This is a genomic window from Dyadobacter arcticus (assembly GCF_011762185.1).
Lineage (GTDB): Bacteria > Bacteroidota > Bacteroidia > Cytophagales > Spirosomataceae > Dyadobacter > Dyadobacter arcticus.
In genome coordinates this window covers 325,321-349,050 of the sequence record NZ_JAASQJ010000003.1, presented here as the reverse complement: position 1 = coordinate 349,050, position 23,730 = coordinate 325,321, and the positions used below count along the sequence as shown (strand labels likewise).

General features: G+C 44.7%; 22 protein-coding genes and 1 pseudogene. 17 read left to right on the top strand and 6 right to left on the bottom strand.

What is annotated here, in order from left to right; all coding sequences use genetic code 11:
- The first annotated feature begins 124 nt into the window (after nt 1-124).
- The 6 genes from FHS68_RS14955 to FHS68_RS14930 are packed head-to-tail and all read left to right on the top strand — an operon-like array spanning nt 125 to nt 2,865.
- Nucleotides 125-577 (top strand): DUF1579 family protein, encoded by a 453-nt coding sequence (locus FHS68_RS14955; RefSeq protein ID WP_167271483.1) that lies wholly within the window; start codon nt 125-127, stop codon nt 575-577.
- Nucleotides 578-589: 12 nt separating this feature from the next.
- Entirely contained in the window at nt 590-865 is a 276-nt protein-coding gene (locus tag FHS68_RS14950; RefSeq protein WP_208408323.1) for a hypothetical protein, read from the top strand.
- 49 nt (nt 866-914) lie between these two features.
- Nucleotides 915-1,295, top strand: coding sequence for a DoxX family protein (locus FHS68_RS14945; RefSeq protein WP_167271481.1), 381 nt, complete (start codon nt 915-917; stop codon nt 1,293-1,295).
- 44 nt (nt 1,296-1,339) lie between these two features.
- A complete protein-coding gene (locus FHS68_RS14940) occupies nt 1,340-1,786 on the top strand; it encodes an SRPBCC family protein (RefSeq protein ID WP_167271479.1) in 447 nt (148 codons plus the stop codon).
- A gap of 20 nt (nt 1,787-1,806) precedes the next feature.
- Nucleotides 1,807-2,328 (top strand): DinB family protein, encoded by a 522-nt coding sequence (locus FHS68_RS14935; RefSeq protein WP_167271477.1) that lies wholly within the window; start codon nt 1,807-1,809, stop codon nt 2,326-2,328.
- Between the two features lie 51 nt (nt 2,329-2,379).
- The gene (locus FHS68_RS14930) at nt 2,380-2,865 is read left to right on the top strand and encodes a TlpA family protein disulfide reductase (RefSeq protein WP_167271475.1); all 486 of its coding nucleotides are present in this window, start codon (nt 2,380-2,382) and stop codon (nt 2,863-2,865) included.
- 15 nt (nt 2,866-2,880) lie between these two features.
- Here the strand turns inward: FHS68_RS14930 and FHS68_RS14925 are convergent.
- Both FHS68_RS14925 and FHS68_RS14920 read right to left on the bottom strand, forming a co-directional pair.
- Nucleotides 2,881-4,285 (bottom strand): annotated as a pseudogene (locus FHS68_RS14925) (enolase C-terminal domain-like protein).
- Nucleotides 4,286-4,463: 178 nt separating this feature from the next.
- On the bottom strand, nt 4,464-5,639 hold the full coding sequence (locus FHS68_RS14920) for a hypothetical protein (protein WP_167271473.1): 1,176 nt from the start codon (nt 5,637-5,639) through the stop codon (nt 4,464-4,466).
- Nucleotides 5,640-5,759: 120 nt separating this feature from the next.
- Here FHS68_RS14920 and FHS68_RS14915 point away from each other — a divergent pair, with 120 nt between their 5' ends.
- From FHS68_RS14915 to FHS68_RS14870, 10 genes are all read left to right on the top strand, one after another.
- On the top strand, nt 5,760-6,479 hold the full coding sequence (locus FHS68_RS14915; RefSeq protein WP_167271471.1) for a DUF5020 family protein: 720 nt from the start codon (nt 5,760-5,762) through the stop codon (nt 6,477-6,479).
- A 100-nt stretch (nt 6,480-6,579) separates the two neighbouring features.
- A complete protein-coding gene (locus tag FHS68_RS14910) occupies nt 6,580-7,740 on the top strand; it encodes an alpha/beta hydrolase (RefSeq protein WP_167271469.1) in 1,161 nt (386 codons plus the stop codon).
- A gap of 103 nt (nt 7,741-7,843) precedes the next feature.
- The gene (locus FHS68_RS14905; protein WP_208408322.1) at nt 7,844-8,527 is read left to right on the top strand and encodes a DinB family protein; all 684 of its coding nucleotides are present in this window, start codon (nt 7,844-7,846) and stop codon (nt 8,525-8,527) included.
- Nucleotides 8,528-8,531: 4 nt separating this feature from the next.
- On the top strand, nt 8,532-9,386 hold the full coding sequence (locus FHS68_RS14900) for a polysaccharide deacetylase family protein (RefSeq protein WP_167271467.1): 855 nt from the start codon (nt 8,532-8,534) through the stop codon (nt 9,384-9,386).
- Nucleotides 9,387-9,478: 92 nt separating this feature from the next.
- Nucleotides 9,479-12,043: a TonB-dependent receptor gene (locus tag FHS68_RS14895; protein WP_167271466.1), complete on the top strand. Its 2,565-nt coding sequence runs from the start codon at nt 9,479-9,481 to the stop codon at nt 12,041-12,043.
- Nucleotides 12,044-12,102: 59 nt separating this feature from the next.
- On the top strand, nt 12,103-12,819 hold the full coding sequence (locus FHS68_RS14890; RefSeq protein WP_167271464.1) for an outer membrane lipoprotein-sorting protein: 717 nt from the start codon (nt 12,103-12,105) through the stop codon (nt 12,817-12,819).
- Nucleotides 12,820-13,086: 267 nt separating this feature from the next.
- Nucleotides 13,087-13,734 (top strand): response regulator transcription factor, encoded by a 648-nt coding sequence (locus FHS68_RS14885; RefSeq protein WP_167271462.1) that lies wholly within the window; start codon nt 13,087-13,089, stop codon nt 13,732-13,734.
- Nucleotides 13,735-13,796: 62 nt separating this feature from the next.
- Nucleotides 13,797-14,156 carry a BlaI/MecI/CopY family transcriptional regulator gene (locus FHS68_RS14880; protein ID WP_167271460.1) on the top strand — a complete coding sequence of 120 codons (360 nt, stop codon included), beginning with the start codon at nt 13,797-13,799 and terminating at the stop codon, nt 14,154-14,156.
- A 22-nt stretch (nt 14,157-14,178) separates the two neighbouring features.
- Complete coding sequence (locus FHS68_RS14875) at nt 14,179-16,134, top strand: M56 family metallopeptidase (RefSeq protein ID WP_167271458.1); 1,956 nt, start codon at nt 14,179-14,181, stop codon at nt 16,132-16,134.
- 116 nt (nt 16,135-16,250) lie between these two features.
- Nucleotides 16,251-17,900, top strand: a complete 1,650-nt coding sequence (locus FHS68_RS14870; RefSeq protein ID WP_167271456.1) for an ArnT family glycosyltransferase — start codon at nt 16,251-16,253, stop codon at nt 17,898-17,900.
- Between the two features lie 9 nt (nt 17,901-17,909).
- Here FHS68_RS14870 and FHS68_RS14865 read toward each other — a convergent pair whose 3' ends face one another.
- The gene (locus FHS68_RS14865; RefSeq protein ID WP_229211914.1) at nt 17,910-18,791 is read right to left on the bottom strand and encodes a mechanosensitive ion channel family protein; all 882 of its coding nucleotides are present in this window, start codon (nt 18,789-18,791) and stop codon (nt 17,910-17,912) included.
- Nucleotides 18,792-18,832: 41 nt separating this feature from the next.
- Between FHS68_RS14865 and FHS68_RS14860 the strand changes: the two genes are divergently transcribed.
- On the top strand, nt 18,833-19,483 hold the full coding sequence (locus tag FHS68_RS14860; RefSeq protein ID WP_229211913.1) for a hypothetical protein: 651 nt from the start codon (nt 18,833-18,835) through the stop codon (nt 19,481-19,483).
- 106 nt (nt 19,484-19,589) lie between these two features.
- Here the strand turns inward: FHS68_RS14860 and FHS68_RS14855 are convergent, their stop codons facing one another.
- Genes FHS68_RS14855 through FHS68_RS14845 form a run of 3 tightly spaced genes read right to left on the bottom strand, consistent with a single transcriptional unit; the run spans nt 19,590 to nt 23,375 of the window.
- On the bottom strand, nt 19,590-21,827 hold the full coding sequence (locus FHS68_RS14855; RefSeq protein ID WP_167271454.1) for a xanthine dehydrogenase family protein molybdopterin-binding subunit: 2,238 nt from the start codon (nt 21,825-21,827) through the stop codon (nt 19,590-19,592).
- A 14-nt stretch (nt 21,828-21,841) separates the two neighbouring features.
- Nucleotides 21,842-22,861: an FAD binding domain-containing protein gene (locus tag FHS68_RS14850; RefSeq protein ID WP_167271452.1), complete on the bottom strand. Its 1,020-nt coding sequence runs from the start codon at nt 22,859-22,861 to the stop codon at nt 21,842-21,844.
- A complete protein-coding gene (locus FHS68_RS14845) occupies nt 22,854-23,375 on the bottom strand; it encodes a (2Fe-2S)-binding protein (RefSeq protein ID WP_208408358.1) in 522 nt (173 codons plus the stop codon). Before FHS68_RS14845 ends, FHS68_RS14850 begins: the two co-directional genes overlap by 8 nt.
- Nucleotides 23,376-23,730: the final 355 nt, after the last annotated feature.

The window sequence follows — 23,730 nt, the reverse complement described above, 5'->3', positions numbered from 1 at the left end:
AATCCCCCCCTCAAAATGTCGCAAATCCCGTCCGTTTTTTTGGTTTTATCCTGGTTAGTTTGTAGTGTTGAAGATGTGTGTTCCGACGCACATTTGTAATGGTTATCAGCAAACTAAAAAAGCCATGGACGATCAGAACCAAGCTAAAAAACCGGGACCAGAACTTCGTCGTTTGAATGCATTTGCAGGGAAATGGAACACCTCGGGTACCTTACAAGCCATGCCCGGAGACCCACCTGTCTATTTCCACGGGACAGACACTTATGAGTGGCTGCCCGGCGGGTTTTTTCTTTTGCATACCGTTGATGTGATGATGGGGAATGAAAGGAAACAAAGCATTGAAGTGATAGGCTATGATCCCTTGAGCGAGTTATATCCAATGCAGCATTTTGACGATCAGGGGGAATCTGGCATTATGCACGGTCGCTTAGAAGGGGATCAATGGACCATTCTTTCTTCTGAGCTCCGATTCAATGGAATATTCAGCGCAGATATGAAAACGCTTACGGGAGTCTGGGAACAATGCATGGAAGACTCCTGGACACATTTAATGGAAATCGCTTTGACAAAACCTTAAACACGACCGTATATGACCGAAGTTTTTAAGACGAATGTTGCGTTGCAAAACCAGGCACGCCTGCTTATAGATCTTATCCAGCGAACATTTATTGGCTGCTCCGCTACTTTCGATCTGGAAGATTGTGATAAGGTGTTATGTGTGAATTCCAGGGAAGAAGTATGCGCGGCAAGCCTGATCCGGTTGATGAGGGAGTTCGGATATCATGCGGAAGTGATGAAAGATGATGCTCACGTTATGTCAATGAACCAATTGGTAAACCATCGTATAGTCTTTACCGGCATTTAATTTATCTTATTTAATATTTAATCATATCTAACCTAATCACTTACCAAAAATGAAAAAAACAAAAATAATTTACTGGATATTAACCGGCCTGCTTTCCGTCATGTTGGGTATCGGTTCGGTTTATGACGCGATTTCGGCACCGGAAGCTGTGGAGCACGTCACAAGGATTGGTTATCCAACTTATCTGGTTCCTTTTCTCGGTGTGATGAAAATCCTGGGAATCATTGCGATCCTTATCCCCGGTTATCCAAGAATAAAGGAATGGGCGTATGCTGGCCTCGCTTATGATATGTTTGGAGCACTTTACTCACATGTTGCTTTTGGCGATGGCGTGCAAATGTGGGGTGGGTTAATTGTAGGCCTCGTATTACTGGGAGCTTCTTATTTCTATTACCATAAGAAAGAGTCCGAAGTATCTCTTGCGATATAAAATATTTACGCTTAAACATTACAAACTATAAACAATATCGAAAAATGGAAAATATGCTGATTAAAAAATCTGTCGACATCAATGCTTCCCAGGAAAAAGTGTGGAGCGTGTTGACCACCGATGAATACACCCGACAATGGTTTGCTGAATTTGGAGAAGGTAATTTTGCGATCACCGACTGGAAAGAAGGAAGCAAAGCCATTTTCATAGACGATACCAAAAGTGGTCTGGCAGGCGTAGTCGCCTCTAATATTCCTGGCCAGGAGTTGATCGTACAATACAATGGCGTGGTAACGGACGGATTGGAAGATTACGATAGTGAGCTAGCCCAAAGTGTCAAGGGTTATAAGGAATGTTATTGGCTGACAAAAATTGATTCTGGGTCCCGTCTCGACATTGAATGCGATATGGGCAGCGAATTTTTTGATTATATGTCCGGAGCTTGGGATAAAGCATTGGTAAGAATAAAGGCATTATCTGAAAACGATTGATCATCAACAAACTAAAAATCATGCAAACCAACGAAATTGTCAAAATGCTGGATGAGACGACGGCCGGTTTCTCGCATACGCTTGCTCAATTTGAACCTGAACAAGTGAATACGGTTCCCTTCGAAGGCAGCTGGACTGCCGGACAGGTTGTAGAACACATCCTTAAATCTGAAACCGGACTACCGGATGTATTAATGGGTAAAACAGCCGATACAAAACGTGCGGCCGATGAAAAAGTCCCGATGATCGAAGGAATTTTTCTGGATTTCAGCACCAAACTGCAATCACCGGACTTTATCATCCCATCAGACGGGCCTCATGATCAGAAGACGCTTTTGCAGGCTTTTCAAAAAGAGCGGCACGAGGTTACCAAGCTGGCAGCAACGGAAGACCTGACCCTCACCTGCACGAGCTTCCCGCTTCCGCAGATGGGCGAGTTAACGCGGCTGGAATGGCTGATATTCATCATCAGTCATTCCAAAAGACACACGCACCAATTGCAGAATATTTTGAAAAAAGTAAATGAAAAAGTAGCTGGATAGCATTTCTGATTGATATCTTGCGTTTAATTATTAAACAAATACGCATTTAATATGAACCGCAAGCTCTTCGTCCTGCTTTTAATTCTTGGCCCACTATTCAATTGCTTTGCTCAATCGACGACCGGAACTAACAAAATAGCTCCGTTTTCCATAAGGCTTACTAACGGCCAGCTTTATAATTATTCTCAGCTTGTACCAGGTCCGGTGGTGCTTATCTATTTTTCGCCAGACTGCGACCATTGCCAGGATTTCACCAAGGATCTGGTCAAGAATTATAATGTTGTTGCCAATAAACAGGTGGTGATGGTCACTTTCCAGGCAATGGATATGTTAAAACCTTTTGTGACCCAATATGGCCTTGCATCTCGCTCCAACTTCAAAGTAGGAACAGAGGGGAATTCGGCGATTGTTCAGAAGTATTATCAGATCCGTTCATTCCCATACATAGCCATTTACGACAAGAAGGGGAATCTTGTAAAAACATATGAAGGCACGCAGCCACACGAGAAAATTTTTGAGACGTTGAGGCAATTGTAGGTTAATAGTCGCATATTAACCCTTAAATAGCCCTTCATAATGAGCAGACGGTGCCAGTATTCCTCCGCTGGCGCTGTAAAATGATTTATCGGTTAAATACACTCCTTTTTGCGTCTTGATCCACGTCGCGTCTGACATCGGGTGGTAAGTCATCAGCCGGTCCCAATTTTTGTAGTATTGATGACCGTTTGTTTCCTGCAAGCCGACGGACATTCCGGGAAAAGGCTGCAAACGGGCGGCAACATTCTTGTTCCAATCAACCAGAATCGGGTTTACAGTCAGATCGGCGCAAAAACAGGGTATCTTTTTTTCATATGCAAGCTGCGTAATCTTCATCGTCATACTAAGCGTCTTGGCAATGGCTTTTACAGCAATAGCAGAATAACCTAGCTCAATGCGATGTGCTGCATCTTCAACGGTGTGTGCACTTTCGTCAGCTGCAACCCGAACGCCCAGATCACCGACACTAGCCTCATTGCTTTCTTCAAAAGGCTCTTCAATGACTGCTATCTGGTCAAAAGCGCCTATTTTCCTGGCATGGTCGAGGAAACGCAGGAGGGTGTCCTTCTTTTCATAACGGCCATTCATGTCAAAATAATAAGGTATTTTCCCGTTCTGGGTATATGGTGTTTCGTAATGACCGATTGTTTTATGCAGGGATGTGAGAAAAGCAATGTCCTTCTCGATCATTTGCTGTTGTGTCCCCGCAGCACCCGTTTTTAATTTTAAAATAAAATAGCCCTCATCCGCGGCCTGCTTTATTCTTTCGGCCGTAGTTCCCACGCTGAAAGAAGGAATGCTGGCCACCTTTTCATGACGATAAGATAAGCCAGGCTTATAAGCCGCCGGTATCATTTCATCGAATTGGGTAATATTGTTCTCCTGCGCATATAAGAGCCAGGCTGCATTATCTACACAAACCAGGGCATTCAGGGCAAACGTTTTACGCAGGTCAGGATTTCCGGTTATTTTTTTACCATAAGCCAGCACTTCCGGAAGCATATCTTCCAATAATTGGACAGGATCGGTGAATGTTGTACCCCGCAGCATTTGCAGCGCCCGCTCGCTCATGGCATACATCAATGCATTTCCCGCACTTTCAGAATGTGCCGCAAAAACCTTCGAATCAGACCAAAAGCACGCCCTGCGTTCCCAGCCCCACTTTCCGGATACCCGATTCCGATTCCAGCATCGCAATGCTTTGCCAACTATCCGTAATGGCGCTCCCCTTGAATCGGTAAGGATTCAGCGGCTCCCTTTCAAAATTGGAATCAACATTGGTGATCTTTATTTTTTTCATGGTTGGAGAAAAAGGCAATTGAAAACCTGTCAAATCAGCCCCAGCGCCAGCTAACGTAACCAATCCGGCCTTTTGCAGGAACGAACGCCGGCCAATATGTTCATGACTTTCCGTCGACATCGTATTGTTCGTTTATTTTCAGCTTATCTATGCATTAAAGAGCCTGGCGCCTCATTCCTAATTGTATTGCCCTCTGTCCCTCCGACTGAAGCATTTCCGATCAATGATGAAAACGCGGCTCCAGATAAGCCTATCAGGAAAAGGGCGGTGGCATTATATTGGGGATTTGAACAAAATCCTAATTGCAATCGAGTTTTTTCATGCCGAAAAAATCAATACGCACCGGCTTGACAGGTGTTTCCGGCACAAAACCTTTCAGCGCGAATACACCTGCGTACTTGGGCGAGAAGTCTATTTCTTTCTCCAATATCTCTTTCAAAGCGAAAAGGCTTGGAGACCCGGAAGCATGCAGCAGCCGGAAGCGTGAACCCGTTTTCTCAATCCTTAACGCCGATTTGGCCAGATTTTGGCGGATAATCTGCTGATTGGCGGGTTGATTGGTGAAAAGTGTCATGTGGGTTAGCTCTTCCGGTTTTCTTACAGGATCGCCGTCATCATAAACGGCCTGGATAATAATTTCACCCGGCTTGACATATCCTCCGAAAAAATCATTGTAAGCCAGGCTTAATCTCAAATTTTTACTGTTTGGTAAAGTATCTTCCGTGAGCAGAATACCCGCTTGCTGCCAGTTATGTTCAGGAATAAAATCAGTAAAAAGGACTTCGGTACTAAAACATTCAGATACTGTTTCCCGAAACAAAAAATTATTGATATGTGCTTTTTGATTGCCGGAGATGTAATTGTCGCCTTCCTGTGTAAAAAGCGTCAAATGCCCGGGCTTGAAATTTCTTTTTCCCCAATAAACAGGCTCCCTATCACGCAATATCCAGCCATGGGCTGAGAGGGAATCTTCGCTCAGCTGATTAAAATCCTCATTGAAATCTGCTGTCTTTTGAGAAAATATATAAAAAGAAAAGACTGCTGCAATGGCCAGGATTGAGATTGTCATCAGCAATATTTTTGGGTAAGTAGGTGTTGTAGCGGGTTTTTCAATGGACCTGAGACCGGTTAAGTTTCGGGAATTTTCAAGATGGGTAAACCAATAAGGATAGTGTGATTCATTCTTTTTTCTAAGCAATTCATCCGTTTTGGGCGCGGCATTCACGAATCGGGCAAGCGTATCCAATGTTGCCAGGGACGGATTTTCCTTCTTGGCGCTTCCCGGTTCTAGAATATACAAAGAGTAATTTTTAATGCTTTTCCAGCCAACGATCAATCCCGTTTGTTCCTGAATGGCATTCGAAAAATGTTTGCTTTCTGCTTCGCTGAGTTGCACGGAAGGAGGGCTACCAAAACATCTTCTAAATGCTTTCGTGTACAAATCGATAAACGCCTTCTCTTCGGTAATGTTCATAAAAGCTTTTAAATCAGTCAGATTTCACGTTTCCGCAATTTTTACGCCGGAATTACGGCATTCCAAGTTTCATGAAAAGACATTTGGCCCATCAATTCATCATTAAGATCCGGCTAAAATATGAAACGTTTTTCTTTGATTTTTCTCTGTCTTTGGAGCATTGCGTCAAACGCCCAGGATATCCAGCTGCATTATGACCTGAGGCATTCGGTCGATCCAAAGTTGAACCGGAAGAATTTTCCAATGATCTGTTTTCAGTATTTCAAAAACCTCGATACTGTTTCGACCGGATCATTTCTTTTCAAAGCCCAATCGTTTCTGAGCGGCGATCAGCATAATATGGGCGAGGTTTTCATGCAGGTATCACAAACCATCAAATTCTGGAAGCCCAAGGTGTATCTTGCATTGCAGTATTCAGGTGGCCTTGGGATCGCTTCGCCCTCCTTCGGATATCATATCGGTAATCGCTATGGTATTGGAATCAGTTACCCTTTTGTTTGGAAAAAAGCATTTTTCAACGCCGCTGCTTCGTATCGCTTTAATCCGTTTAAAACTGCTACGCATGATGCGCAAGCCACATTTTACTTGGGTCGGGGCTTGTTGAATTACCGGATTTTTATGGAAGGCAGTTTCACGGCGTTTACTGAAAATCACAATCCTGGAATCTCAGATCCCGCCCCGAGAGGCAAAAAGTTTGCTTTTTACGGCGACCCGCAGGTCTGGTTTAAAATAAAGAAGGGCTTTTCAGTGGGTTCAAGGATTAGCGTTTACTATAACATCTTGGGAAATCCGGGCGCTTTCCAGGCATATCCGACCATTGGAAGTAAGTACAATTTCTAGCATTGTTGCATCAAATCGCCATTAACTTCCCAATTTTTAATCCATAACCCTCCCAATCCCGTAGGTTTTAATCAAAATCATCAACATAACCATTGAAATCATGCGCACAACATTTTTGAAGCAACCGGATTTTATCAGCCGCGTCTGCAAGGCAACCATCGCAACGGCGATCGGTTGTTTGTTATTGACAGCCTGCGGCAGCAAAACCGAAACTGGCTCTGACAAAGATTCTTTGGTGACAGAAACGGACACAGCTTCTGCTCCAAAAACCTTGAAACCAACTGCTGCTGCTCCTGCATGGGCCCCGGATATCAAGCCGGAAATGCAGGCGGTCATTGAAAAACTGGTTAACTATAAGGACAAACCCATTCCACAGCTGACTGCCGCGGAAGCCAGAAAAAACCATACGCCCACAGACGCGGTGATGGAACTGATCAGTGAAAACAACATCCCCATGCCCGAAGCAATGGTAGATACTATGGGTAAAATGGTCCCAGTGAAAGGAGATAGCATTCCGGTCCGTATTTATACACCAAAAAGTGGCAATGCGCCTTTCCCGGTTATCGTATATTATCACGGCGGCGGATTTGTGATTGCTGACCTGGACGTGTACGATGCCTCAGCAAAGAGCCTGGCTGAACAAACCGGTGCGGTTGTAGTATCTGCGGCGTACCGTCTGGCCCCAGAACATAAATTCCCAACCGCTCATGACGACGCATATGCAGCTTACTTATGGACTGTCAAAAATGTGGTTAGCTTGAAAGGAGATCCAAAGAAAATAGCAGTTGCGGGCGAAAGTGCCGGTGGTAACCTGGCCGCCAATGTAAGCATTATGGCCCGGGATAAAGGTGCTGCTCTACCGATCCACCAATTGCTGGTTTACCCGGTAGCCGGTTCAGATATGACCACGGAATCGTATCAAAAATATGCTTCCGCTAAGCCATTGGACAAACCGATGATGGAATGGTTTGTGAAAAATTACCTGCACAATATGGGTGAAGGCAAAGATCCAAGAATTAATCTGGTAGCTGCCAATTTGAAAGGTCTTCCGCCAACGACTATTGTAATGGCTGAGATTGACCCACTTCAAAGAGATGGAGAAATGCTTGGCGAGAAGTTAAAATCAGCTGGTGTGAAGGTTTCTTCTAAAACCTATCCTGGTGTTACACACGAATTTTTTGGTATGGGACTTGTCGTTCCGGAAGCGAAAGATGCGATGGCTTACGCAGCCGACGAGCTGAAAATGGCATTCAAGAAATAACATACCTTTTTTCAGTAAGATCCGGAAATGCAGGAATAGTGTTCCTGTTTTTCCGGATTTTTTTTTGATATTGGCAGCATATAAAAAATTAACTAAATATGCTATGAAAAATCCCAATTCAGAATCACTGAACAGAAGAAATTTTATTCGTGCTGGCGCCGTCTCCACATTAGGTGTTGTTGCATTAAGCGCGGTTACCTCTGATGTTTTATCGGCTAAGCCTCTTACCCAGGTAGTTCCGGCAAAAGAAGGCATATTCATGATCGGGCCAATGGAAGGTTATTCCCCACAAATTGGCACGCTGGTTTCGATGCTGAATTACAATAGGTCAACTATTATTAATTCTGTCAAATCAATGAGCATGGAACAGCTCGATTTCCTGCTTGATCCTCATGCCAACACCATCGGAGCATTGGTTATGCACCTTGGCGCCACTGAAAAATACTATCAGGCCAATACATTTGAAGGCCGTCAGGAAATGAATGCAGAAGAGAAAAAAATATGGGGAGCTGCAATGGAACTTGGTGATGAGGGCCGGAAAAATATCAAAGGCAACAATGCACAGTATTATATCGATATGATCACCGAAGTGCGGGAGAAAACGCTGAAAGAACTGAAAAGTAAGGATGATAAATGGCTGCTCGCAATTGATCCGGAATGGTCGAAGGAAGAATCTCTTAATACTTACTGGAAGTGGTTTCACGTTTGCGAGCACGAATCCAATCACCGCGGACAGATCGCATTTTTGAAAAGCAGACTTCCGGGAGCAAAACCAGGTAAAGAATAAGATAATGGTGAAGAGAGCCTTACTTCCTTTTCTTTTTTTGCTGGTTAGCTTTACCTGTTTCGGACAGCAAAAAGCGCCGCGCCTGATTGTGCGCGGCGACGACATGGGTTACTCACATTCGGGCAACCTTGCATTGATAAAGAGTTCAAAAGAAGGCATCCAAACTTCCATTGAGGTCATTGTCCCTTCACCCTGGTTTCCCGAGGCTGTGAAGATGCTGGCTGAAAATCCGGGTCTGGATGTGGGCATTCACCTTGCGATCACCAGCGAATGGGACAATGTCAAATGGAGGCCGTTGACGGATTGCCCCAGTATCAGGGATGCGGATGGTTATTTTTATCCAATGGTCCGGGCCAATAAGAACTACCCTAAACGGGCGATCCTGGAAAACGACTGGAAACTGGCTGACATTGAAAAGGAATTTAGAGCACAGATTGAAATGGCATTGAAAAAGATTCCCCAAATCAGTCATGTCTCGTCGCATATGGGTTGTACGGGCCTGCACCCCGACGTTCTCGCCTTGACAAAACGATTGGCAAAGGAATACAAGATCCCCATCGACCCGGAGCCAGCTGACCTGAAATATGCCAGCTACGATGGCCCGAAAAAGACCCCGGAAGAAAAAATAAATAGCTTTATCAGCATGCTCGGAAAGCTGGAATCGGGCAAAACTTATCTGTTCGTGGACCATCCGGGATTGAACGATGCGGAATTGAAGGCGATCAGCCACATTGGTTATGAAGATGTGGCCTCAGACCGCCAAGGTGTAACGGATCTTTTTACCAGTAAAAAAGTCAAAGACGCCGTTAAAGAAGAAGGTATTGTTTTAATCGGATATAAAGATCTGGCAAGACAATAGGCACATCCATCCCGTTTATTTTGGCGTTTGTCATAAATTTCTTTCTCACGCGGGACTTAAATGGCATTTTTATGGTATCATATTTAAAAACCATGAAAATGTTTAAACTTCTGCTCACTGCTACTATTGTTCTGGCTTCCTTTCTGACACCCGCTTTTGCCCAATTTCCCTCGGGCGGCGCGTCAAAGCCAAAAGCGCTACCTGGTACTGCGGGCGACCAGACCCCGAAAGGTTCTTCTAAAATTTCAGGATCTGTTGTCGACTCAGCTTCTTCAAATGCCATTGAATTTGTGAGCATTGCACTTTACAACAAAGCAAACGGACAAGCCATCGACGGTACCGTTGCCGACGAAAAAGGTAAGTTCGCCCTGACCAAAGTCGCCGCAGGAGATTACAAAGTGTTGGTTTCGTTCATTGGTTACGGCAACAAAACCATCGACAACATCAAATTAGCCAAAGGCCAGGAATTGGATCTGGGAGTAGTCACATTGGCATCGAATACGAAAACCTTAAACGAGGTAACCGTTACCGGCCAGGCCGCGCTCATAGAAGAAAAAGTGGACAGGCTGGTTTATAATGCGGATAAAGACATTACCGCGAAAGGTGGCGATGCTACTGACATTCTTCGCAAAGTTCCCCTTTTAACTGTCGACCTGGATGGTAATGTGTCTCTTCGCGGCAGCCAGAACATCCGGGTATTAATCAACAATAAGCCTAGTACCATCATCGCGAACAGCGTTGCAGATGCTTTAAAGCAAATACCAGCAGATCAGATCAAAACGGTGGAAGTAATTACGAGTCCTTCGGCGAAATACGATGCGGAAGGTTCCGGTGGTATCATCAACATTATTACTAAAAAGAACAGTTTGCAAGGACTTAACCTGAATGTGGATGCAGGTGTCGGAAACCGTGGTTCTATGTTGTCGCTGAATGGTGGTTACCGCAAAGGAAAGGCTGGATTTACAATTGGTGGATTTGGCCGTGGGATTTATAATACCATTACCAAAACATCATTGGAACAAACCAGTACCGTAAGTGATGTTACCACAAGAACGCTTCAAACCGGTGACGGAAGCAGCCGCGGACTTTTTGGAAACTATAACCTTGGCTTTGACTACGATCTTGCCAAAAATCAAAGTCTGACAGCAGGTGTGAAATATGGTGTCCGGAATTTTAGCAACCAGCAGGACCTGATGACCAGACTGACCCGAACCGGTTCCACAGATATTATCTCTACCCGCGATGTGGATGCAAGAAACCTCTCGGGAACGGTGGATGTGAATATTGATTATCTCCATACGTTCAAGCCTCAGCAGGAATGGAGTGTTTCCACATTGTACAGCCGCAATGACCTTACCAATGATTTTGATGCCAATTTGCTGAACGGAAGTAACCAGCTTACAAACCGCCAACGTAACCTGAACAAAAACGTGAATACGGAATTTACTTTACAAACTGATTATCAGACACCTATCAAGAAAAACCAATTGCTTGAATTTGGTGGAAAAGCAATTTTTCGTGAGGTAACGAGTGCGTACAGCTTCCTGATTGCAGAGCCGACCGGAGATTTCCGGCCTGAAACAGATCAGCCAGCGGGTGACCTTACTTATCATCAGAACATTGCAGCCGGTTACACCTCATATACTTATACAACCAAAAAGCGCTACACATTTAAAGGAGGCTTGCGTTACGAGCATACCTTCATTGATGCCAGCACCAATGAGGGTACTGTCGGTGTAGGTAATTATGGCGTTCTGGTACCCAGTGTGAATGCTTCCAAAACATTCAAAGGAACTACGTTAAAACTGGGTTATAACCGCAGAATCCAACGTCCGGGTTTACAGCAATTGAACCCGAATTTTAACTCAGCCAACCCGCAGAACATTACAATCGGTAATCCGGAACTGAGACCTGAGTTGACCAATAACTTTGAACTGGGTTTGAGCAAGACCATCAAAAAGACGTTCGTGAATGCAACTTTCTTCGGCAGGGTTACCAATAACGCGATCAGCCAGATCCGTCAGCCTTCAGATACATTGGCTGGTGCCATTGTTACGACTTATGAAAATATTGGAAAACAGCATGCATATGGTGTTAACCTCTTTGCCAATGTCGCTGCCACGACCAAGATCAATGTTGGGATTTTTGCCAATGCCTTTTATACCACATTGACAGGGCTTACGACAGGTCAAAACGGTCTTTCACAAGAAATTAATAATAATGGTTTCAATGTGAGTGGTGGTATTTTCTCTCAGGCGACATTTGCGCATGGCTGGGGCGCGCAGGCATTTGGTTTTATGCAGGGAAACCAAGTCCAGCTGCAGGGGATGCAAGGAGGGTTTGGATTTTATACCATTGGTGTGAAAAAGGAATTTAATAACAAAAAAGGAAGCGTTGGACTCGCCGCTGAAAACTTCCTGAGCAAACGTTTCAACATTCACACCGAATTGACTTCGCTGCAATTCAACCAGGTGAATGATGTCTACCTCTACAACCGCGGAATTCGTCTGACATTCACGTACAAAATTGGCAAAATGACTATGGACGCACCGAAAAGAAAAGCCAAGTCTGTTAATAATGATGACGTGAAAAGCGAAGGTGGCGGACAACAATCCGGCGGTGGCGCACCGGCGAGCGGAGGAAGTGCTCCCCGGTAGTAAATTTGAATGAATGTCTTTGATACGCAAAACCAATCTAACGCATATAAATCTTACTTATGAAAACGAGCAGAATATTGTTAACGATGGCAGCGGCCCTGATGGCAGCTGGATCCTATGCCCAAACTGTCGACGAAATTGTCGAAAAGCATGTAGCTGCTTTGGGTGGGATCGATAAGATAAAAGCGGTGAATACATTAGTGATCGAACGCTCTCTGGCGGTTCAAGGGATGGAAATTCCGAATAAAACCATTTTGGTAGTCGGCAAATCCGTCCGTACCGAATCCACTGTGATGGGCAATTCAATGGTACAAGTCGTGAGTGATTCGAAGGGCTGGATGATCAGACCTACCATGATGGGCGGTACTGGTGAGCCGGAAGATATGCCGGCAGATCAGGTGAAACAACAAATCGCCTCGCTCGACCCATTTGGCGGCTTGGTTGATTATAAAGAAAAAGGTAACCAGCTGGAATTGGTAGGAAAAGAAAAATTAGACAAAAAGGACGTTTTTCACCTCAAACTAACCACCAAAGACGGACAGGTAATGGACCAGTTTGTTGACGCAAATACTTTTCTGGTGAGTAAAGTAAAAGCCACCATGAACGGACAGGAAGGCGAAATTGACCTCTCGGACTATAAGGAGGTGAATGGCGTGAAAATCCCAAATACGATGGAGATTGTCAATCCACAAATGGGGACCATGTCCTTCATTACCAATAAAGTAACAGTGAATGAACCAGTAGACGAGGCCATCTTCAAAAGACCGGTTAAGTAGTCTGTTAGATATCCTATTTTGTAGAGCGTTACCTGCGGGTAGCGCTTTTTTTATATCGAAAAAGTGCAGTTATGGCTGCATCCGGTTTAGTTATGAAGAGAGGATGTGTAAAATAGATAGCCTGAGTAGTAAGATATCATATTGTTCTAATAAAATATTACGCAGTTTGGTAAGAATTACTACGTAGAAATTTAATAACTTAGTTTTATGTCCTATTTTTGACTTAACGGCGACATAAACCTGACTGAACCCCAAATCTCCTCAGCAATGAAGCAAATTCTACTGGTTGAAGACCATGCAATTGTAAGGCTGGCTACCAAGTTCCTGATTATGGACTTGTTGCACCCCGTTAACGTTTATGAAGCCGGTACTTTTGGGGAGACTTTAGCGCAGGTTGCCGCTCATCACCTTGATCTGATAATCCTGGACATCAGCATTCCGGACGGAGAGGGTTTTAACATGATTCCAAAGATCCGGGAAGTCCAGCCGAAAGTATTGATTCTCGTATTTACAAGTCTTGAGGAACAGATATATGCTCTCCACTACATCAAGGCAGGTGCGAATGGGTTCTTATCCAAAAATTCCTCCCAGAACGAGATCAAACGCGCGGTACTCTCGATGTTTGAATCTGGAAATTATATCAGCGCAGCTGTTCAGCAGCAATTGCTTCGGAATACATTAGAAAGCAAAACCGATGGCGAAAATCCACTTGAGCACCTTTCACAAAGAGAGCTGGAAGTGATGGATATGCTGCTTGACGGTTTCTGGACAAAGGAAATCGCTATTTATCTCAACCTCACCGAAAGTTCTGTAAGCACCTACAAAGCCCGTATTTTCGACAAGCTGCACGTTTCTACCCTTATTGGTATGTTCAAAAAGGTCCAGTTCTACAAAGGACAGAACGCCGACGTTTAAAAAAATCACCAATCTAACTTTTCATTACGAAATATTCGTAAATTTACGAAAACATCGTAACAATGGAAAAGTTATCTGCTCAGGAAGAAGAAGCCATGCTCGCCATCTGGAAAACAGGTGAAGGCAGCATCAAGACATTTATGGCTGCCATGTCGCCACCCGGCCCGCCTTATACCACCCTCGCCTCGACTGTTAAAAATCTTGAAAAGAAGGGTTATATCCTTGGCAGGTTGATCGGAAACGTCTACCTGTACTCCCCAGCCGTGACGGAAGAAGCTTACAAACAGAAGTTTATTGGAAATGTTGTGAAAGACTATTTCGAAAACTCCTACCAATCATTGGTTAGCTTTTTCGTCGAGAAAAACAATATTTCCACCGATGAATTGAAAGAGATAATCCGGTTGATTGAGAGTAAAAAATAACCAATCCTTACCCATCTTTTCTATGCTGCCATTCATAGCATATCTCATCAAACTGTCGCTAGGCCTCACGACTGTCAGCCTGTTTTATCACCTAGTGCTGAGGCGTCTCACCTTTTACGACTGGAACCGCTGGTACCTGCTTATTTACTCGTTACTGGCGTTTTGTATTCCGTTTATCGATGTCAGTTCATCCGTTTCACAGCTTTCAACAGCCCATCATTTTCAATTCATAGAAAGGATTCCAAGCATTCATTATGTTCCAGAAACGCCGGCAGTTGCTACCAACGTTGAACCTATTCGCTCGTTTGACACCGAAGAGATCATCTGTTACCTGGTTCTTTTCGGCATTGCGATCATGATTGGAAGGTTTTTAATGCATATCAATTTCTATGCAAGACTTCGCCGCAATGCCCAACTGGTTTCTGATGAAGAAATCAAGCTATATCACCTGGCAAAAAATGTGAGCCCTTTTTCATTTGGAAATTCCATCTTCTACAATCCCGACCTGCACAAACCGGAAGAATTGAAAGACATTATCCTGCATGAATATGTGCACGTCCGGCAGAAACATACATTGGACGTCATATGGAGCGAGTTGCTGTGCATTGTCAACTGGTTTAATCCATTCGCCTGGCTCATCCGCCACGCAATCCGCCAAAATCTGGAATTCATTGCAGACAGAAAAGTCCTTGAAAATCATGCAGATATCCGGCAATATCAATATCTGTTACTCAAAGTGGCGGGCGTTCCGGAATATAAGATTGTAAACCCATTCGGTTTTTCATCCATCAAACAGCGGATTATTATGATGAATAAAACCAAAAGCCCGAAGTTTTTTCTTACGCTTTTCCTTTTTACTGTCCCGTTGCTTGTGTTCCTCCTGGCAGCATTTCGAAGTGACTTGGCGCAGCTTATCTCGAAAGATCCGCATCGTACGACTTATGGCTATGGCAATCAGTCAAAACGACCAACCAGACTTCCTAAAAAGGCGGTTTTTATAGCGGGAATTATTCTCGATGCCCGGACCAGCAAGCCTGTTTCTGGCTACCCACTGACCATTTCATTTGAAGACAAAGATTTAAAAACAGTTCTGACGGACAAGAATGGCTACTATTATGTGGAAATGCCGGCAATCGCCGCCGACACGGGCGCACCTTATGGTCAGATCGTCTATTTCGCGTCCTTTGGGGTCAAAGAATTTATAGAATACGCCTATCCGGAATCTTACAGTGCCGACCTTCAGGGATGGAGTGGCTTCGGTGTTACCTTTCTTCCTACACGTTCAGACAGAAAGAATGGCTTTAAAATTGATTTTTATGGTGTCCCAAAATCCCTTTTCTTCAATCAATATAAATCTGGCGATATCAAAGGCGGGATAAGCGCTCTCCTGAATAAAGAAATGGGTGTGTTTATCACGGAACACAATCTCAAAATAGATTTCAAAAAAGCTTATCCCTGGCCGAAAGATGTGTTTACTAAGTTTAAAAACGGCTATTTCGACAGAAACAAAGAATTGATCGGTTATGATGATCTTACGCAATTCTACCTGAATGGAAACAAAGCGACCTATCAGGCTATCAATAAGGCATTTGAAAATTATCCCTACGTCATTGACCAAGCGCACAGTTTCAAAAATCGGGCAAGAAATGGCTTGTGTGCAGAGGTTTTCTATGTCACATTCCCAATGCACAAACCCGCCCCGCCTGCTGCATTGTTAAAAGGTAATGTGGAGGAAAAAAATGCCAGTACGTTCGATTTGGCCACATTGAAAAGGGAACCTTATCTGCTGGACGGTTTCCGGCAGGTTTATGGGATTGGAAGCAATCTGATGCCGCTGAAAAATGAGCTTAGGAAGGTGGTTTTGTTCAAAGGACAACTCGCCCGCTACTACGATCCCGACCGCGATAGGATCTGGTGGATAGAAACCAGGCCGGAAACAGAAGTTTTTGAGAGGCCTGATTTGGCTTTGTTTAAATAAGAAAAGGTTAGGCAAGTGTAGCATTCCGGCCAAAAATCCGACGGTTGAAAAACTTATAGCCGCCGTCAGCCGTTGTCTTTTCACCTGCCTCCACATATCAAAATCTGTCGCGGATTATGAATGACCCTTTTCTACCACGTTATTTTCCCTGGCTGCTTTTCATTGGAATTCTATTAAATATACCAGGATTATGGCTCGATATCATTGAACCCGACGGCGCGCTCTACGCGACCATTGCCAAGCACATTGTTCTGCATAACGACTGGATCAATCTTTTCGGGGATGGTCATGACTGGCTCGATAAGCCCCACTTCCCGTTTTGGATGGCCGCAATCAGCTACAAAATTTTCGGAATCACAGGTTTCGCCTACAAATTGCCCGCCTTTATATTCTGGCTGGTCAGTTTGAGATATACTTATTTACTTGGCAGGGATCTCTACAATGTATCCATTGCCCAGGTCGCGGTATTGATTTATGCAGTTGCATTCCACAGTACCTTGGCAAATTTCGACGTACGGGCCGAACCCTATCTCACCGCCTGCATTGTAGCCGCCTGCTGGCACATGCTATCCGTTTACAAGAACAAGCATTGGATCCATATTATTGCCGCCGCACTGTTTATAGCCTGCGCGATCATGACGAAGGGCATTTTTGTGCTGATTACCATTGGCGGCGGCTGGGTTATTTTCTGGTTGGTAACAAGGCAGTTCAGGCAATTTCTCAACTACCGCTGGTGGGTTATGCTGGGTTTAAGCTTTATTTTCATCCTGCCTGAATTGTATAGTTTGTATGTTCAATTTGACCTCCACCCCGAAAAAGTGGTTTTTGGCCGAACCCATGTTTCAGGCATCCGTTTCTTCTTTTGGGATAGCCAGTTTGGGAGATTTTTCAATACGGGCCCTATTAAGGGAAAAGGCAATGTGAGTTTCTTCCTGCATACCACATTGTGGGCCTTTTTGCCCTGGTCGGTCGGGCTTGTCGGTGGCGTTATTTACTTGTTGAGATTTGATAAGGATAAGGACCCGTTGCGTTGGGTTATTTACGGGAGCGCCCTGATAACATTTCTCCTCTTTTCCTTGTCAAAGTTTCAACTGCCTCATTACCTGGTGATTGAATTCCCATATTTCTCACTTATTACGGCTTTTTTCTTCTTTCAGCTCGCCAATGTTTCGAAATTGAACGTTTGGGTCGCCATCCAAACGGCGCTGCTGATCGTGTCGCTGACCTTGGTCGCCGGCCTGATATATATGATGGGAATCGAAAATGGGTTGATTGCAATTCTCATCGCATTCATGATTGTGACCGCTTCTTTCTTCATCCATTACCAAAACCAATTACAGCAAATCCTTATCAAAGGTTATGCGATGGCAGCCATTTTATACATATTTCTTTTCATTTTCTTTTACCCGCTTTTGCTTCAATACCAATCCGGACGACAGGCCGCCAGATTAATTCCAAATCAAAATAAAGTCTTACCCGTCGCAGAATATGGCTCCTTTTCATACAGCCTTGAATTTTACGCCCCCGGCGATGTCATGCTAATTAAAGACGGAAATTCTTTTCAAAACTTCATTAACAACGCTCCGTGCTATTTATATACGAATGCTTTTGTGGCTGACAGTCTCATCCGCGCAGGTGTGAACGCGGAAGTGAAAGCCACGCCAGCACATTTTCATGTGACGAGGCTGAAATATGCATTTCTAAACAGTAAAACCAGGGCTTCGGTTTTGGAACCGCGTTATTTGCTGTTTATCAAAGCCAACTAGATGTAACAATTATGGTAGGTCGAGACCAGGTAATTTTAAACCGGAGGTTTTCAGGCTTTCCATGATTTTTTCCTGAATTTCCATTTTCGTATTAACAAAGCTGTGCGCATCCAGCCATACATTTACCATCACCTTGTAGCCATCGGACTCTATAGAAGATATCCCAATACTCCTTTCGGGGACTTTCAGGGCATTTTGAGCACCATCCAGGACATGATTCAGCGTTTTCCTGACCGCCTTAAAATCAATGTTATTACTGAATCTTAATTCTACATCCAACCTGCGGCTACCGGATGCGCTGATGTTGATAATCACTTCATTCGATAATTTACTATTTGGGATGACCACCATACGATTGTCAAAAGTGTTGACGATCGTATAAAAAATTTTGATCGCCGTAACAGTTCCTTCCTGACCTTGCGCCATAATATTATCTCCAACCTGAAAAGGTTTCAGGATCAAAATCAGGACGCCGCTGGCGAAGTTTTGCAGTGTTCCTGAAAGTGCCAGCCCCGCCGCCACACCAATGGCACCAATCAAAGCCGCAAAAACGGTCATTTGAATGCCTACCATCTGCATGACAGTCACAATCAGCAGAATTCGCAAGCTGACAATCGCGAGGCTTAACAGGAATGGAGCGAGCGACGGATCTATGTTTTTTCTGAACATATGTGCAGTCAGCCACCTCGAAAGAATTTTGATCAGCCAGAGACCAATAACCAGGACGGTAATGCCCAAAATAACCCCCGGGCCAGTCCTCAGTATCCAGGCATAGGCCTGATTATAAAATTGTGTCAGCTTCATTCTTAAAAAAGGGTATTGATTGAATAGCAGGATTGGAAAAATCCGTTCCACCATTCTATCGAACCCAAGCATGCGCCTACGTGGCATATTTTTTGAAATACTGATCCTATACGTCAAATGCAAACCAATTGATCCACAAAAATCAAATAGAACCTGAATTTATTAATCCGACCATGGAAGACGATCACAGAAAAAAGGGAAGAATAGGCCGATACATTGTTTACCTTTTACTGGCAATAGCAACGGTTGGCCTTGGCATACACTTTCTTACACCCAAGCCAATCGATAATGCCTCCAACCAGAATATGAGCCTGTTTATCAGCAATAAGATTACGGATATTGACCAAAAATTGACCAAAAGCGATGAAATAATTGACATTGCAACAAATCTATCCTGGCATAAATCCAACACCGCGTTATACAACGAGGTCAAAGCAAGCAAGGACAAGGCGATAGGTGGACAGCGGGAAGTGCTGAAACAGAAAATGGTCAAAATCCAGGCGCGGGAATTTCCAGCATTGCGAGACGCATATGTGAGCTCAAAGAAGGATGTATTGGGTCAGGAACATATCAATGTGTCTTTGTCAGGTGAAAAGAAGGACGTACTGACCTTTACGGGCGGAATGTTTGCCCCGAAGAAAGCGCAAAAAGAATTTACCAAAAGCATTGAAGAGATTGTCAGCGACCTGAGATTCAAAAAAATTGTTTACAAATGGTCTGACGATAAAAACAGCTTCGCCGACTACAAGATCGATTCAAAAAACGATACGGAGATATAAAAAGAGCCGGAAGTAACTTGGATCACCTTTAAATGACATGACATTGTTCAGCACCCATTCATAAGCCTTTTAAGAACTCATTTAATAAAGCACATACTACGAAACGCTACAAAAGATTATCAAAATGAATCGGCAAGTGGTTAATTCTTTTCCCGGTAGCGTGACATATTGCGTTTGAAATCGCAGGAGGCATTCCTATTAAACCAATCTCCCCTACTCCCTTCGCGCCCAATGCATTGACGATATCATCCTTCTCTTCCACAAAAATCACATCCAGGTCATGTATATCCGCGTGAACAGGAATATGGTACTCACCCAGATTCTGGTTCATGTATTTGCCAAAATGATGGTCACTGATGGTCTCTTCACGCAAAGCTTTACTAATGCCCCATACCATCCCACCCAGGATCTGGCTTCGGGCGGTTTTCGGATTGATAATTGTACCGGCTGCGACTGCAGTAACTGCGCGGGTTACATTGATGACCCCTAATTCTTCATCTACCTCTACTTCAACGAAAGCTGCACTATGGGCCGCCCTCGAATACTTTTTCAATTTCAAAACATTGGGTACTGAAAATTTGATGACCTTAACAGGGTTCCCGTCGTTCGCCGCAACGATGTCAACAAAAGAAATGGATGTTAGCGGATCGTTTTTTAATGCAATCCGGCCATTTTCAAACAATACATCGTCAAGTTCCAGTTTTTTGAATACACCGTCGCCGACTTTTCCTGCGATCCTAAGTAACTTTTTTCGCAATGCCTTTCCAGCGGTCTTAATGGCAGACCCAACCGTCGAAACAGTGAAAGAACCGCCCTGAACTGGCGCAAAAGGCTTTTTGCTATCACCGTAAGAAAATGTAACATCCTGAATTGGGAGACCCAGTTCATCTGCCGCAATCTGCGCCATCACCGTCAGGGTACCTGTGCCAATGTCGGTAACCGCGCTGTTCACATGTAATTTACCATCGGTGGTCATGATTGCCTCGGCCCTGGCTGGCAACGTATTCGCTTCCCAGATACCCGTCGCCATACCATAGCCCACAAGTTTGTTGCCTCTGCGCATACTCCGTGGCTCAGGGTTTCTATGTTCCCAGCCAAACCTTGCGGCGCCTTGTACATAGCATGCTCTCAGCTCCTTGCTGCTGTACGGTCGGTTCAGGCTCTCGTCCTTTTCAGCGTAATTGATGAGCCGCAATTGCAAAGGATCGATTTTCAATTGGTACGACAATTCGTCCATCGTACTTTCGATCGCATGCATGCCGGTAACGCCGCCAGGCGCACGCATATCCAGCGGACTGAACACGTCCAATTCCACCAATTTATATTGCATCAAAGTGTTATCGGCCGGATACAGCATATGTGACCAGTTCACGACCACCTCAGTGTAATCCTCAAAACGTGACGTTTCCCCAATCGCGGCGTGGTTCATAGCGGTTACCCTGCCATTTGCATCTGCACCAAACCGGGTCCGTTGAATGGTTGGCGGGCGATGTCCGAAAGTAAACATCTGACTGCGGTCAAGCGTCACCAAAACGGGTCTTTTAAGTTCCAATGCCGCCATGACCGACAAAAACAATTGGTACTGAGGCCGAAGTCCGGAGCCAAATGCACCGCCTACATAGGGAGCGATTACCCGCACATTTTTATATTTCAACCCAAAGATATTTGCTACATAAAGCTGGCTGTTTACCGTACCCTGCGTCTTGTCATAGATTGTTACCTTGCCAGCGCCTTCGTAAACCGTTGTCGTCGCAAATAGTTCCAGCGGATTGTGATGTTCAGTTCCATGATAATATTCCGCAGAAACCTGCACCAATGACTCACTAAATGCCTTTTCGAAATTCCCCTTGGGCCTTGGTGGCGGTGGTTTGAGCATGGTAGCCATTCCAATTTTTGGCGTACGCGCATTGGAAAGATTGGCATTCAGATCAGTATCAAATGCTTCCTGCTCGTACTCCACCTCCACAAGTGTGGCAGCATAGCGCGCAAGTTCAAAAGTCTCCGCAACAACCAATCCAATCGGCTGACCATTATAGATAATCTTGTTATCCTGCAATGGCCGGAACGGAGAACCCGGAGGCGCATCCATATCTGCATATTGCAGGTTGAACCAGGCCAGCGATGGGCGTTTCACGTGGCTAAATATCTGAATGACGCCCGGTAGGGACATAGCCTTGGTAGTGTCAATCCGTTGGATTTTTCCTTTGGTAACGGTGCTGTTGATCACGTAGCCATAAACTAGTCCAGGAATTGAATAGTCGGCAGCATATTGGGCTCTGCCAGTCACTTTCAGCTGTCCTTCGAGACGACTGACCGGCTGACCGACTGATGGTAAAAGAGACATATGTTGAAGAAGTTTTAAACCGACGGTTGTGCGCCAGGTAATTGTGTCGCAGGATTGAGTGCCATCATACAATTGCGTACAATAGCTCTTTTTGCGAGTTCTATCTTGAATTCGTTGTGCCGGTAACCGGTTGCACCTTTTAAAATCATTTCAGCCGCCTGTCGGAAATTTGATTGATTTGCAGGTTTTCCCCTCAAAAAATCTTCCGCTTCCTCGACCCGCCAGGGCTTATGAGCAACACCGCCTAATGCAATGCGTGCTTCCCGGATCACATCACCGTCCAGATCCAGACCACTGGCGACTGAAACCAGGGCAAAAGCATAGGAATTTCGGTCACGCAGTTTGAGATAAGAATAATTTTTTGAAAATCCCTTGGCAGGAAGATCAATGCTGGTAATGATCTCATCCTGACCAATGTTGTTATCCAAATGCGGCGTATCTCCCGGCAAACGATGAAAATCGGCAAAGGGAATGCTCCTCGAACCTTCCGGACCTTCCACATTGACGATTGCTTCCAATGCGGCGAGTGCGATGCACATATCAGATGGGAAGACGGCAATGCAGCTTTCGCTGGTACCCAAAATTGCCATAATACGATTGTATCCAGCTATTGCAGCGCAACCTGAACCTGGCTCCCGTTTATTGCAGGGCACATTGGCATCATAAAAATAGTAGCAGCGCGTGCGCTGCAAAAGGTTTCCTCCATTGGTCGCCATATTCCTGATCTGAGCGGAAGCTCCCGCCAGTATCGCCCTCGAAAGAAGCGGATAGCGTCGCTCGATCAGCGGGTTGTAAGCCGTTTGCGCATTGGTTGCAAAAGCACTCAATCGCAAACCGCCATTCTCCATTTCAATGATATCCTTATTCTCCTGGACGCGGTTCACATCCACCAGCGTGTCGGCGCGGGTCAGATTGTACTTCATCAGATCAATCAGGTTGGTGCCGCCGGCAATGTATTTCACATTAAACCCTGCGGTCGACTGATCGATAGCGGCTTGCACGCTTGCAGCTTTTATATAGCTAAAATTATTCATGGGACATTTGCGCTTTAACCTCCATAATGGCATCAATAATGTTGGTATTGGCGCCGCAGCGGCACAGGTTACCGCTCATGAGCTCCTTTACCTCGTCACGCGTTTTTGCTTTTCCTTCCTGGAACATACCTATCGCGCTGCAAATCTGGCCAGGCGTGCAGTACCCGCATTGAAATGCGTCATGTTCAATAAACGCTTTTTGTAATGGATGCAGAACTCCTTCGTGCGCAATGCCTTCGATGGTGGTAATGTCTGAACCATCTTTCATGACGGCCAAGGTGAGACAACTTAAAATCCTATCGCCGTCACAGATTACCGTACAGGCGCCGCATTGCCCGTGATCGCACCCTTTTTTTGTTCCGGTAAGTCCTGCATAATCCCTCAGACCATCCAGCAAGCTGACCCAGGGCAGCACTTCGAGCTGTACGGGCGCATTGTTGATGTGTAGTGTAATTGGTCGCGGCGTGAAATCGGTACTGCTTTCAGTCTGCTTGTATGGATAATCTGTGATCATCATTCGTGTTGAGTTATAAGGCGCACCATAATTATAATAACTGTGCCACCGGTTTTCTGGTAATCAATGATTTTTTACAAGAGTTTCTTTTATGTTATCGGGACATTTGTTTAAACAAAGCACGATAATATGAAAACAATTTGCATTGCGGTGGGGTTGCTATTGGTCAACGCAGCGTATTCCCAGCCTGTAAAAAAATCAAAACAAAACATGGAGGTTAACATGATTGATCAGGAGAATAATAGCAGTTGTCGGAAATGTATTTGAAATGGCGCTTAACAAGCAAAATTGGTCCTTGCTGACCGATTTTATTTCCGACGAATATGGCGGTCCAATAATAATAAAACAAAAAACC